This window comes from Ruegeria profundi (assembly GCF_001507545.1).
Classification (GTDB): Bacteria; Pseudomonadota; Alphaproteobacteria; order Rhodobacterales; family Rhodobacteraceae; genus Ruegeria; species Ruegeria profundi.
In genome coordinates, this window is sequence record NZ_LQBP01000003.1 from 118,069 (window position 1) to 129,890 (window position 11,822).

An 11,822-nucleotide genomic window follows, 5' to 3' on the forward strand; every position below is an offset into this window, starting at 1 on the left:
CGTATTCAGTTTGCCTAATTTACAACGGCTTAAAGCTTACCAAGGCGGACAGTCGGGGGAAATTTATGACGAAGGCTAACGGCCCAAAAGCTCGACCTGAAGTTGCCAGGAAGAACGCCGGTAAAACGGCGGATATCTACGATTTTGTTCAGTCTCCTGAATGGCAGAAAGTGCTTGAAAAGGCTCGGTTAGAGCAAGAGATAAAGCGCTCGACGGATACTCCGAAAGGTAAAACGCCTCAAACAGCAAAACCGGATCAGGGCAAGGCAGCGCAATCAACCATAGGTGAGCAAGCTAAAGCCGCACAAAAGCCGTGGTCAGAAAGTCTGGAACAAGCCCGGCAACAGCGAAACGCCGAGTTTATTCGGCGAAGAGGTGAGTCGGTAAATCCCGGCCAAAACACCGAATCTGCGGGTGGCGCGACTGGCAAAACCCCGGAAAACGCATCTGCGCCACCGCAAAACAGTGCAGCAGAACCCGACCAGAGCGCAGCTCCGTCTCCCCAACCCAAAGAAGATGCTGCAACCGCAGATGACCTTAACCAACAGGAAAGCGAGCAGCAGGACACTGAATATAGCCTCAGGCTGTCCCCCGAAGAAGTTGACCACCGCATTTCGAAAAAGCTTGCTCAAAGATTGGAAGACCATCAGCGTGCGCGCCGCAAGGTTAAATTCGGTTTGATCGCCTTGGGCTGTGTGATCGGCGCGGCTGTTTCGTCTTCTGTTATCCTTATGATGACCGGGGGGCGCTCGCCAGACGCGCCGGAATTGGCGGGATCGGGGGCAACCGGGTCTGAGCTGGCAGAACCAGTCCCATTGCAGGACGGTCTGCAAACAGGGGCACTGCAATCTGATCTGTTTGCGGGTACGGGTGATCAGGTCGTTTCCGCGGATTTGTTTGACACAGGGCCAACAAGCCCGCCAGCTCTTGAAGACGCATTGGCTGAGTCTGACGATCTGGACAGCCTTGCGGCTCTGGCACCGCCATTGTCGGGTCTGGCAGGGGGGACCGAGGCAACCTTGCCAACGAACCCCGCAAGCGCCGCGCCAAGTGTTCTTTCTTATGTCCCAGCGCTGGAGCAACCGCTGATGCCTGTGGGAGGCCCCGGCTATCTGCCCAGACGAGAAGCAAACCCCAGTTTCCTTCCATATGACTACACGCCGGAGTTTTTCGTCTCAGCACTTGCGCCGACATTTGAAAATTCTACCGATTTTGAGCCAATCACTGTCTCGGTCGTCCCGACTGTTCCCAGACAGCGCGCGCCAAACGTGCTTGCAGAGATTGCTTTGCCGCAATCGCCCGCCCGTTTGAGCAACGCGGCGTTGGCGCCGTTGCAAGTTGGGGTTCGTTCGCCAGACCTGCCTGTGTCGGTCGCACCTGTGACTGGAGAATTGATAGCGGCGGCATCTGATCCTTCGGTCTTGCTTGACGACGTGGCGCTCAGCCCACCGGCCTTTCAGCCGCGCGCACTTACCCTGCGACCAAACCCGTTGGAGCAGGAAGAGAAGCCGTCAGAACCAGCGGCCCTTTCTATTGAAATCGTTGAACCACTCGATAACGCACCTGTCGGTACAAGCGCTGCATTCAGACTGTACGCGCCGAACCAACTGTCAGAAGACGCGGTAGCGGCGGTTGTGGCTGATTTAAAAAACACGGGCCATGAATTGAGCGGCACAGCCCGCGTTGGTTACAGGGTGTCGCAATCCAATGTGCGATTTTACCACCAGCAGGATGCGGCGCAGGCTGCGGCGCTTGCAGAAGCTGCGGGCGCGTTGCTGAGGGATTTCACCGGCTCAAACTCAAAAACACCAAGCGGGCTGGTCGAGTTGTATCTGGCTGGCGAAGGGGCTGGTCCTGCACCGGTTAAACGCACGGCCTCAAGCCCCAGCCGAAGCGCGCCAACAAACGCGTCAGTCACCCGTCTCAGAAGTCAGGTTCTGAAAAAACTCAGGACAACAGCCAACTAAATACGCTATTCTATTTTTGAATGTGATGTTTCGAAGTAAAGTGGAAGTATTGTTAACAAGTATCGATAGGGTTTTTCTATATGACCAATAGCAGGCTCATGGGCATTGTAACTGCTCTGCTGTTTCTGGCGACGACGCACGGTGCGCGAGCTGAAATCACGCTTGAGCAGTTGCTTGTCATAGATCAGTTGCTGTCCGCCAACGACACCCAGGCGCTGCGGTCCTACCTTGAACGAAACCCGGAATTGCTTGCTGGTGAGGATGAGCTGTCGGTCGAGTTGCGAAATTTCTATGATGCCGCGTCCGCGGGGAATTTGAACTTTGGCTACACGGCCAGCCCAGCGGTTAATGCAAGCGATACGGCGGCTGACAACGAGCTGACACACTAGTCCTGATGTCCGTGTTCGACGCCATTACTCGCTCGGCCTTCCCGAAAATTGCCTACGTCATTGAGCCCCGGTTCTCAGGCGGTACGTCTGCCGCCGTCGCGGCCGAACTTCGGGTGGCTGTCGAGTTTGGAATCGTTGAGGTGCATGCAGTCACGTCCAAAACTTTTGGCGAAAACCAAAACGTGGCACCAGTCTTGCGTCGCGTTCTGGATGAATTACGAATTCCCCTGGTTTGGGATGCGCCCCGGATAAGTGCTGATTTCGTAATCCTACACAATCCTGCGTTCCTAAAGTTTCAAGACGCGTTGAACACCAAGATATTCGCTCGGTCACTGATCGTGGTGACGCATGAGAACTTTCTGCGCCCCGGCGGAGCAGAGGGTTTCGACGTCTTGGCCTGCCTGAGCCGTATTGAGGAAGCGACGCTGGCACTTAGAAAATATCTTGCTCCGATATCGCCGTACAACCGCAAGACGGTAAAGGAATGGTTGGCGATGTCACGCATCGCGCGGCAATGGGCGGTGTTGGATGCAGACTGGTTCAATATTTGCCAGACCGAAGTTCAATCCCCCTGCGAAAAGCCAGAGGACCGACGGGGGCGGCACTCTCGGCCCGGGTTTGAAAAGTTTCCGTCTATCGATGATCTCGATAGCTGCTTTCCCAAACACGCCAAAAGCAATGTTATCCTGGGTGCGGATGCCCTGCTGAACGCCAAGGTTCTACGTGCGCATTGGAAAATGCTGCCGTTTGACGGGATCAGCGTGGATGAGTTTTTTTCCATGATCGACTTTTACGTCTATTTCACAGCACCAACCTGGCAAGAGAGTTTTGGCCGCGCCATTGCCGAAGCCCTTGCCGCCGGCAAAGTCGTTCTTTCGAACCCGGAAACCGCGGCTACGTTTGGCGATGCTGTCGTTAGCTGTCATCCAGGTGACGTTGACCAGATCATTTCCGATCTTATCGCGAAACCGGACCGGTATCATGAGCAGGTAACAAGGTCGAAGACATCACTGGCGCAGTACTCCGCTGCAAGCTTCAGGACGATGTTGGCAAGTGTTCTGACGGCACAGAGCGAGGTTCTGAGATGATCTTTGTCGAAGCAGGCACGCGCTCATTACGTTCATTCGATGCGCAATTGATCTTGGCCGAACAGCTTTCCACGCGCGGTTATAGCGCTTGCATCGATGCAGAATACCTGCCGGAAAACGCGGGGCGGGGACGTGTCTATGAGGCTTCAAAGTTTCTTGTCGATCCAGATGAGTACGAGGTTGATACCTTATTCGTTCTGGGTGCCGAGGACATCGGCGATCGGCTTCTTGCCTCCCTCAGGCAAAAACAGCTTGGCGCGGATGTTCCGGTTATTGCCACAGGCCGATTTGCAACCCAGCAAAGTTATGTCGGGGCAAAGTCGCGTTTGGCCTATGCGCTTGGCCGCGAAGCCAACGTGATCGACCTGACGGAACTTCAGCCACGCTCTTTGCTGCCTGCTGCAGCCAGTCCTTTGATGACTGAAATTCAACCAGCGCCCAGGGCGGTGCGCAAGGTGCCGAATGTAACAATCGTGTTGGGTTCGATGGAATTGGACAACCCGGAAATCTTGTCCTGCTTTTCGCGGATGAGTAATCAACTGGTTTACAATCTGCGACTGATCGTGAGCGGGGCGCAAAAAGAGGTGATCCGGTCCTCGCCTTTCCACGATCTGCCAGCCAACCTTTATACGGATCTTTCCCCGCATACTCTGGCAAGGTCCACTGATGTTCTTGTGATGTTCGGCAGCGGCATCGCGGGAGTGCGTATGGCGGACTTCACGATCGAATTGATCGCCAGCGGCGGTGTTGCGATCGACTGCACGGATGACGAGGCCATTGTGTCGTCTGGCGTGCCTGCCTTGCTTGGGCCCAAAACTCCGTTGGCGCTGGCGGGGTATCTGACTGGAAAGGTGCTTGGAAATACCTCTCAGATCGCTGAGCAAGCGACAAGATCGCAGTGGTTGCATTCCGTTGACATATCCCGTTTGGAAGCAGCGGCGGGCCTGCGGCCCAAAACGCGCCAACCAAAAGAAAGGTCGCAACGAACCCTGTTTTACCCGACAAACGGCGTGGGCCTGGGCCATGCGCAGCGTTGCACAGTGATTGCCAAAGCGTTGCCCGGCGACATTTCTCCGATCTTTGCGGCCTTTCCCAGTTGCGTCCCCCTTGTTCGTCGAGAAGGCATCGACTGCATTCCACTGGTTCAGCGCACTGACATGACGGACAATGCCAATGGAAACGACGTTCTGACATACCGACGACTAGGTGCCGCCCTGCAAGCAGGCGATACGTTGGTTTTTGATGGAGGTCACGTCTTTGACTCTGTCTACCGCGTCATACTGGAGCGGAACCTGTCTGCAGTTTGGGTAAGGCGGGGCTTGTTTCCTGACGGACGATCCAGGCACAGAATGGTGCAGCGAGAGAAGGTGTTTGATCGCGTCATAGTGCCGTCCGAGGCTTTTGATGAACTGAATGATACCTACAGCCACGGTAGCCATGTTCACAACGTCGGCCCGATTTTTCGTCAAGTGACGCAAAGCGAAGAAGAAAGCAATCAGCTTAGGTCCAGACTGGCCGAGCGGTTCGGGCGCGAGTTCAAACAGTTGGTCATCAGCATGCTGGGCGGGGGCGTCGCGTCTGACCGGTCAGCGCAGCTTCAGGCAATATCCGGTATGCTGGAAGACCGCGAAGACTGTTTGCACCTTGTTGTCACTTGGCCCGGAAGCAAGGTTCAGCCCGCAACGTTTGGATGGACGAACACGCGCGTCGTCCAGACTTTCGAAGCGACGAGGCTTTGCCTGGCTGCGGACTTGGTTATCTCAGCGGCGGGTTACAACTCGGTGCTTGAGGTTCTGTACAACAAAATCCCGGCAATCCTGATCCCGCAATCCGCGCCCTATCTGGACGATCAGGAACGCCGCGCCCGAGCTTTGGCGGATCGCGATCTGTGCGCAATCATCACGGAAAAAGAATTTATGAAATTGGAACGAACAGTGTCGGATTGTTTGGATCAAGGTGATTTGGAACTCTATCGATCTGCGTTGGAAAAGATCGAACTACCCGAAACCGGCGCGGCCGAGGCAGCCCGGATCATAGCACAGGTCAAAGACGAAAAATGACAGATATCTCTTGGTTCGAAATCCTCAGCAGAACGACACCAAAGCGTCCGGTGCAACTGGACAGCTTGATCACCGATGGTCAAAAGCCCAAACCATCGGGGAAGGTTGTATTCCATGAGATGGATCTAACGCCGTCAGCGTCCCTTTGGGAACGGGATGCCAGCAATCCGACGTATATCGGCGTTCGGATTCTACAACCTCCAAAATCCGCGCATAAAATAGCGAGGGTTCTTGCCGCCGCGGCAATGGAACGCGAAGTGCTTCCTGTCATTTTATGTCGTGTTGATTATAGCGGGCTTGAACAATTCGGGTTCCGAGTTGAGCGCATCCCGGATGACCCTTCGGCAGCGCAGGCCGCTGAAGAGGAAATCAGGAAATTCTGGGATCTGGCCATCATCATAGATGGGGACGAAATCGCGCTTTGGTCCGGCTAGACAGGTTAGGCGCTTGGGCCGTACCGGGGCAAGAAACCACACACGTTTCAAGGCTGATTAGCTGTTTGTGCTTGCCGTAGTCTCTGTACTGCGCCGTATCAGTTGCCCTGGTTCCTGGCTTCTAACCTTTCCAGGTTCACAACAGTCGACAACATAAGGCGGTCATGGCTCCAATCCTCGGTCTGCTGCACTGATGCGGCCGCCAGCCCGAGGATAAGTGCAAAGAGAACCGTTTGTCCGAGCAACATGAACGGCAACTGGCGGTGCATCGATGGCGCATCACCCAGCGCAATCACACGTTGGCGCAGCACTTTTTTGGCTTTGCCTCCGGTCACCAGGGCAACATTCAAAACTCGCGGGCTGCCATGCACGACGGTACGGGCGCAATAGTCGAGCAGACAGGCGGTATAATCTTGGGCATTGATACCCCTGCGGACCACAACCGACTGATCGCAGGCCAATTCGCGCAGCCGATCGAACTGGTACTTCAGCAAAATATATGCAGGGTTCCAGAACAACAGCGGGCGAAGTATCTCAAACCCCAACTCCCACTCAACATCTCCGGCGCGAATATGTTCAAGCTCATGTGCGAGGGCAAAGCGCAACTCTCGGGGTGAATCCAGCAGGTGCGAGGGCAGCACGACATGGCGCCGTCGCAGACCGCGCACCGCGAAGGGCACCGCGATACGGTCAGACAGTCGAATGTCAACCTTGGCAGAGCGGCGCCACAGGAAACTGGCCTTCACCGTTTCGCGGATCGACAGCCCATCACGAACGAGGCGAACGGCGTATACCACAGAGACCATTGCGAGCAGCGCAAGGACAATATCCAGGACCGGATGATCGCCGCTTAATAACAGCTCTACCCAGCGTTGGCGCGTGTTCAATAGCGTTTCGAACTGTGTTGCGGGCATGGCAATGTCACCACGCAGATACGCTGCCACTGCGATATCACCAATGGCCACAGTACCTTTGGCCGGAGTGTGAGACGCCAGTGCAGATACACCCAGTGCCAGAAGAGGGCTGAGGCTCACGCAAAGGCACAACACCTTGAGCGTGCGCAGTTGCGCCACGAATCCGCGGCTGAGGGTAGTTTTGGAAAGAACGACCCGTGCGGCAAGCCAGATAAGCGCAGCCAGGCCAAGGATCAGGTTCCATTCCAGATATGCGTCGAGAACCGGTTTAACCGCTGTCATTTTGCAGTCTCCTCTCTACCAGTGCCCGAATTTCCTCTAGATCAGCTTCGCTTAGACCTACGTCGTCGACCAGCCTTGCAACCAACCTTGCCGGCGTGTCGTCAAACAGTGTCCGCGACAGGTTCTGCAACGACCGCGATTGATATCTGTCTTTTTCCAGAAGCGGCTTATAAATCAGCGTTTTTCCATCCTTGCGGCTTTCCACAAACCCTTTTTCATCAAGAATCCGCAGAATGGTTGCGCCGGAAGTATACGCCAGATTGCGTTCTGGTGGCAGGCGATCAAGCACGTCACGGACCGAACCCTGACCAAGCGCCCAAAGTTCATTCATGAACTCAAGCTCCACTTCAGTCAGAAGGTTTGTCGTCTTTTTCTTACGCATCGGTCGTTCGTGTCGCATCCATTGTTATGCCTGACAGACAAGCATCCTTTCACTGTTTCGCAAAGCTCAAACTTTCCAGAAGACGAAGAATCCCCAGCCGATGGAAAGGAAAAGCGGTGCCCAGACTGGCTGCCCCACCAAACCAAGCCAGGCCAGGAAGATATAGGCGGACCCTAGAAGAGTGATGAACAGCCGATCGCCAAGCGTGGTCGTCAGGCCCAGCACGCCGCGACGCTCAATCCCGTCGCGGTACTTGAACCCTTCCAGTACGCCAATCAGGGCGATGGCGGAAAAGATACCAATGAACAGCGCCAGCGTTGCCGGGGTCCAGGCCATCCAGAAGTCGGGCCAAAGCGGATCGGTCCAAGAGAAACCTTTTTCCTCTTGCTGGCCGACATTGCCCCAACCGGCCTGCGCTTGGGCAAACGCAGCAGAGGGGAGGAAGGGGAGGGTGAGAAGAAGTTTACGCATATCGAACCTCACACACGTCCCATCGCGAAACCACGCGCGATGTAGTTGCGGACAAACCAGATGACGATGGCGCCGGGGATAATGGTAAGTGTGCCGGCAGCGGCCAGAAGACCCAGCTCGTATCCCGCGCTGGAGGCGGTGCGGGTCATGACGGCGGCGATTGGTTTGGCCTCGACTGCTGTCAGGGTCTTGGCCAGCAACATCTCGACCCATGAGAACATGAAGCAGAAGAAGGCCGCGACGCCGACACCGGCTTTGATGTTGGGCAGGAAGATCGTCACGAAAAAGCGGGGGAAGGAGTAGCCATCGACATAGGCTGTCTCGTCCAGTTCCTTCGGGATGCCGCGCATGAAGCCTTCCAAAATCCAAACCGCTAGCGGCACGTTGAATAATGTATGCGCCAGTGCCACGGCCAGATAGGTATCGAAAAGGTGGATCGACGAGTAGAGTTGGAAGAAGGGCAACGCAAACACCGCCGCCGGAGCCATCCGGTTGGTCAGCAGCCAGAAGAACAGCTGCTTGTCACCAAGGAACCGATAGCGCGAGAACGCATAGGCCGCTGGCAGAGCAACACAGACTGAAAGCACCGTGTTGATCGTCACATAGATGATCGAGTTGATGTAGCCCCAGTACCACGTCGGATCGGTGAAGATGGTGATATAGTTCTCCAGCGTAAAGGTCTGAGGGAACAGGGAAAAGCCTGACAGGATCTCATTCGTGGTCTTGAAGGACATCGCCACCAGCCAATAGATCGGCAGCATAAGGAACGCGATATACAGGATCGGGATAAGGGACCGCTTCTTCATTGCGCGTCATCCTTTGTCATCAGTGTGTAGAAGACCCAGCTAACCAGCAGCGTGATGGCGAAGTAGATCAGGCTCATCGCGGCCGCAGGACCAAGGTCGAACTGTCCCAGTGCGATCTTCACAAGGTCGATCGACAACAGGGTGGTTGAGTTGCCGGGGCCGCCGCCGGTCAGGACGAAAGGCTCGGTATAGATATTGAAACTGTCCATGAAGCGCAGCAGAACGGCGATGGTCAGCACGGTCTTCATCTTGGGCAGTTGGATATAGCGAAACACCGACCATGGGCTTGCACCGTCGATTTTGGCCGCCTGATAGTACGCGTCGGGGATCGACACCAGGCCCGCATAGCACAGAAGAACAACCAGTGAGGTCCAGTGCCACACATCCATGACAATCACGGTGATCCAGGCCGAAAGGGGCTGCTGCGTCATGTCATAGTTGATACCCAGAACGTCATTCAGGAAGTATCCCATCAGGCCGATTTTGGGCAGGGTAAAGATGTTCCACATCGATCCGACTACGTTCCATGGGATCAGCATCGGCAAGGCCATCAGCACAAGGCAAACTGGTACCCAGAATCCTTTGCGCGGCATGGACAGGGCCACGATGATGCCTAAGGGAACTTCGATCAGCAAGATCATGAAAGTAAACAGGAATTGACGCCCCAAAGCGGCTTGGAACCGATCAGAGCGCAGGATTTGCTCAAACCATCCAAGCCCTTCCCAGAAGAACTGGTTATTGCCAAAGGTTTCCTGAACCGAGTAGTTGACCACGGTCATCATCGGCACAAGTGCGTTGAACGCAACCAGTGCAAGGACCGGCAAGACAAAGAACCATGCTTTTTGGTTTTCCGTTCTCATTGCGCCCGCTCCTCGGTTGCGATCCAGCCATCACGATAGACGCGGGATTGTTCAGGTTTGAATTGCAGGAAAACCTGCGAGCCGGGCTCAGGGACTGTGTGTTCTGTCACCGCCTTCAGAGCCGTGTTGCCAACCATCGCACTGACGACGTAGTGGCGGCCGATATCCGAAACTTTGGTCACATGCGCCGGAATGCCGGTGTCGCCGAAGCCCACATATTCTGGGCGAATACCCAGATCGGTGCGCCCACCATCGCCATGGGTCGGGCCTTCCAGCACGACTTCATGCCCTTCGAACACCGCCCGGTCGCCTTTGGTTTCACAGGGCAGAACATTCATACCGGGCGAGCCGATGAAGTGGCCGACAAATGTGTGTTGGGGGCGCTCAAACAGCTCAACCGGGGTGCCGATCTGCACCACTTCGCCTTCCTGCATGACCACGACCTCATCCGCGAAGGTCAGCGCCTCGGTCTGGTCGTGGGTTACGTAGATCATCGTGGCTTTGACGCGCTGGTGCAGTTCTTTCAGCTTCGACCGCAGCTTCCATTTCAGATGCGGGTCGATCACCGTCAGCGGTTCATCAAACATCACCGCATTCACATCGTCGCGGACCAGACCACGACCCATCGAGATCTTTTGCTTGTTGTCCGGGCTCAGACCCGAGGCGCGGGTGTTCAGCATATCCGTGACGTCCAGCATCTCGGCAATCTCATCGACGCGGCGCTTGATTGTCGCCGGGTCAACGCCGCGGTTCTTTAGCGGGAAGGCCAAATTTTCACCCACGGTCATCGTGTCGTAGATCACCGGAAACTGGAACACCTGCGCGATGTTGCGCTGGTCGGGGGGCAGGGTGGTGACGTCGCGGTCATCGAACAGAATCTGACCCTCGGATGGTGTCAGCAAGCCTGAGATGATGTTCAAAAGCGTGGACTTGCCGCAACCGGACGGCCCAAGCAGCGCATACGCCCCGCCATCGCGCCAGGTCACGTCGATTTCCTTCAGCGCATAGTCCTCGGGGCCTTGCGGCGCGGGCATATAGCTGTGTCGTAGGTTTGAAAGCTTGATCTGTGCCATGTCAGGCTACCCTTTGGCCGTCTTGGCCGAAATACCGGCAGTGGGCCGGGTTCATGTAGAAACTGTGATCCTCGCCAACCTCATAGGGATGGACACCGGCTGCCAGGGACACCCAATCATCCGCCCCGTGACGGAAATGCGCACTGGAGTCAGAGCCCGAAAGCTCGGTCACAAGCACCCGGCCTGTCAGTTCTACATCCGCGTCTGATGTCCGGTACGGCGTTACGCGGTGCGGGCGGACAGCAACCATGTATTCACCATCCTTCATGTCCGTGACAGTCCAGCCGCCACCACCGGCCAGTTGCGCCTGAGCACCAGACACGGTGATACGCGCAACATTGATCGGCGGGTCAGAGAAAACCCGTGCGGCGGCGATGTTTTCGGGGTTGCGATAGATATCTGCGGTGGGTCCGAATTGCGTGACGCGTCCGTCCTCCATCAGTGCAGTATAGCCGCCCAGCAATAGTGCCTCTTCGGGTTCCGAAGTAGCATAGACCACTACGGCACCGCGCCCAGCGAACAGGTCGGGCAGTTGCTCACGCAGTTCCTCGCGCAGTTTATAGTCAAGGTTCGCCAGCGGTTCATCGAGGAACACCGCGCGGCTTTCTTTGGCGATGGCGCGGGCCAGCGCGGTACGTTGTTGCTGCCCGCCAGACAGTTCATGGGGGCGGCGGTGCAGCATCGGGCGAAGCTGCAGCAGATCGGCAGCTTCTTCGACGCGGCCTTCGATCTCGGATTTCGCCATGCCTGCCACGCGCAGGGGTGAGGCGATATTGTCAAAGACGGTCATGTGCGGATAGTTCACAAAAAACTGGTGCACGAGGCTGATCTGCCGCTTTTGCGTGTTCAGCCGCGTCACGTCCTGCCCATCCATCAAGACTTTGCCTTGGGCAATCGGGTCCAGCCCGGCCATCATCTTGATCAGAGAGGTCTTGCCCGACCCGGTGGCCCCAAGCAGCACATTAAAGTGACCAGTCTGCAAGGTCAGCGAAGTAGGTTTGATATGGATGACGTTACCGACCCGTTTGGTCGCGTCTTGAAGTTCGATCATGTCCGTGGGTTCCGGTCCTTCAGTGCGCCGCACTGGTATTGGGAT

Annotated in this window: 12 protein-coding genes; 5 read left to right on the forward strand and 7 right to left on the reverse strand. The window is 56.1% G+C overall.

Annotated elements, in window-relative coordinates; translation table 11 throughout:
* Window positions 1-65: 65 nt before the first annotated feature.
* The 5 genes from AVO44_RS06530 to AVO44_RS06550 all read left to right on the forward strand — a co-directional run bounded on the left by AVO44_RS06530 (window position 66) and on the right by AVO44_RS06550 (window position 5,938).
* Complete coding sequence (locus tag AVO44_RS06530; RefSeq protein ID WP_068334316.1) at window positions 66-1,967, forward strand: hypothetical protein; 1,902 nt, start codon at window positions 66-68, stop codon at window positions 1,965-1,967.
* Between the two features lie 80 nt (window positions 1,968-2,047).
* Window positions 2,048-2,356 (forward strand): hypothetical protein, encoded by a 309-nt coding sequence (locus AVO44_RS06535; RefSeq protein WP_157769940.1) that lies wholly within the window; start codon window positions 2,048-2,050, stop codon window positions 2,354-2,356.
* A gap of 5 nt (window positions 2,357-2,361) precedes the next feature.
* Entirely contained in the window at window positions 2,362-3,444 is a 1,083-nt protein-coding gene (locus AVO44_RS06540; protein WP_068334323.1) for a glycosyltransferase, read from the forward strand.
* Window positions 3,441-5,504, forward strand: coding sequence for a glycosyltransferase (locus AVO44_RS06545; protein WP_068334325.1), 2,064 nt, complete (start codon window positions 3,441-3,443; stop codon window positions 5,502-5,504). Before AVO44_RS06540 ends, AVO44_RS06545 begins: the two co-directional genes overlap by 4 nt.
* Window positions 5,501-5,938, forward strand: a complete 438-nt coding sequence (locus tag AVO44_RS06550; protein WP_068334327.1) for a hypothetical protein — start codon at window positions 5,501-5,503, stop codon at window positions 5,936-5,938. Before AVO44_RS06545 ends, AVO44_RS06550 begins: the two co-directional genes overlap by 4 nt.
* 98 nt (window positions 5,939-6,036) lie before the next feature.
* Here the strand turns inward: AVO44_RS06550 and AVO44_RS06555 are convergent, their stop codons facing one another.
* From AVO44_RS06555 to AVO44_RS06585, 7 genes are all read right to left on the reverse strand, one after another.
* Entirely contained in the window at window positions 6,037-7,134 is a 1,098-nt protein-coding gene (locus tag AVO44_RS06555; RefSeq protein WP_068334329.1) for a M56 family metallopeptidase, read from the reverse strand.
* Window positions 7,121-7,516, reverse strand: coding sequence for a BlaI/MecI/CopY family transcriptional regulator (locus AVO44_RS06560; RefSeq protein ID WP_068335265.1), 396 nt, complete (start codon window positions 7,514-7,516; stop codon window positions 7,121-7,123). Before AVO44_RS06560 ends, AVO44_RS06555 begins: the two co-directional genes overlap by 14 nt.
* Window positions 7,517-7,582: 66 nt before the next feature.
* Window positions 7,583-7,987: a DUF2160 domain-containing protein gene (locus AVO44_RS06565; RefSeq protein WP_068334330.1), complete on the reverse strand. Its 405-nt coding sequence runs from the start codon at window positions 7,985-7,987 to the stop codon at window positions 7,583-7,585.
* A gap of 8 nt (window positions 7,988-7,995) precedes the next feature.
* Window positions 7,996-8,793 carry a carbohydrate ABC transporter permease gene (locus tag AVO44_RS06570; RefSeq protein ID WP_058280831.1) on the reverse strand — a complete coding sequence of 266 codons (798 nt, stop codon included), beginning with the start codon at window positions 8,791-8,793 and terminating at the stop codon, window positions 7,996-7,998.
* Window positions 8,790-9,653 (reverse strand): carbohydrate ABC transporter permease, encoded by an 864-nt coding sequence (locus AVO44_RS06575; RefSeq protein WP_068334332.1) that lies wholly within the window; start codon window positions 9,651-9,653, stop codon window positions 8,790-8,792. Before AVO44_RS06575 ends, AVO44_RS06570 begins: the two co-directional genes overlap by 4 nt.
* Window positions 9,650-10,726 (reverse strand): ABC transporter ATP-binding protein, encoded by a 1,077-nt coding sequence (locus AVO44_RS06580; RefSeq protein WP_068334333.1) that lies wholly within the window; start codon window positions 10,724-10,726, stop codon window positions 9,650-9,652. Before AVO44_RS06580 ends, AVO44_RS06575 begins: the two co-directional genes overlap by 4 nt.
* A 1-nt stretch (window position 10,727) precedes the next feature.
* Window positions 10,728-11,777, reverse strand: a complete 1,050-nt coding sequence (locus AVO44_RS06585; RefSeq protein ID WP_068334334.1) for an ABC transporter ATP-binding protein — start codon at window positions 11,775-11,777, stop codon at window positions 10,728-10,730.
* Between the last annotated feature and the right edge of the window lie 45 nt (window positions 11,778-11,822).

Bases quoted from the DNA above. Each gene is read 5' to 3' on its own strand.
- AVO44_RS06530 (WP_068334316.1), top strand. From the start codon at position 66: ATGACGAAGGCTAACGGCCCAAAAGCTCGACCTGAAGTTGCCAGGAAG.
- AVO44_RS06535 (WP_157769940.1), top strand. From the start codon at position 2,048: ATGACCAATAGCAGGCTCATGGGCATTGTAACTGCTCTGCTGTTTCTG.
- AVO44_RS06540 (WP_068334323.1), top strand. From the start codon at position 2,362: ATGTCCGTGTTCGACGCCATTACTCGCTCGGCCTTCCCGAAAATTGCC.
- AVO44_RS06545 (WP_068334325.1), top strand. From the start codon at position 3,441: ATGATCTTTGTCGAAGCAGGCACGCGCTCATTACGTTCATTCGATGCG.
- AVO44_RS06550 (WP_068334327.1), top strand. From the start codon at position 5,501: ATGACAGATATCTCTTGGTTCGAAATCCTCAGCAGAACGACACCAAAG.
- AVO44_RS06555 (WP_068334329.1), bottom strand. From the start codon at position 7,134: ATGACAGCGGTTAAACCGGTTCTCGACGCATATCTGGAATGGAACCTG.
- AVO44_RS06560 (WP_068335265.1), bottom strand. From the start codon at position 7,516: ATGCGTAAGAAAAAGACGACAAACCTTCTGACTGAAGTGGAGCTTGAG.
- AVO44_RS06565 (WP_068334330.1), bottom strand. From the start codon at position 7,987: ATGCGTAAACTTCTTCTCACCCTCCCCTTCCTCCCCTCTGCTGCGTTT.
- AVO44_RS06570 (WP_058280831.1), bottom strand. From the start codon at position 8,793: ATGAAGAAGCGGTCCCTTATCCCGATCCTGTATATCGCGTTCCTTATG.
- AVO44_RS06575 (WP_068334332.1), bottom strand. From the start codon at position 9,653: ATGAGAACGGAAAACCAAAAAGCATGGTTCTTTGTCTTGCCGGTCCTT.
- AVO44_RS06580 (WP_068334333.1), bottom strand. From the start codon at position 10,726: ATGGCACAGATCAAGCTTTCAAACCTACGACACAGCTATATGCCCGCG.
- AVO44_RS06585 (WP_068334334.1), bottom strand. From the start codon at position 11,777: ATGATCGAACTTCAAGACGCGACCAAACGGGTCGGTAACGTCATCCAT.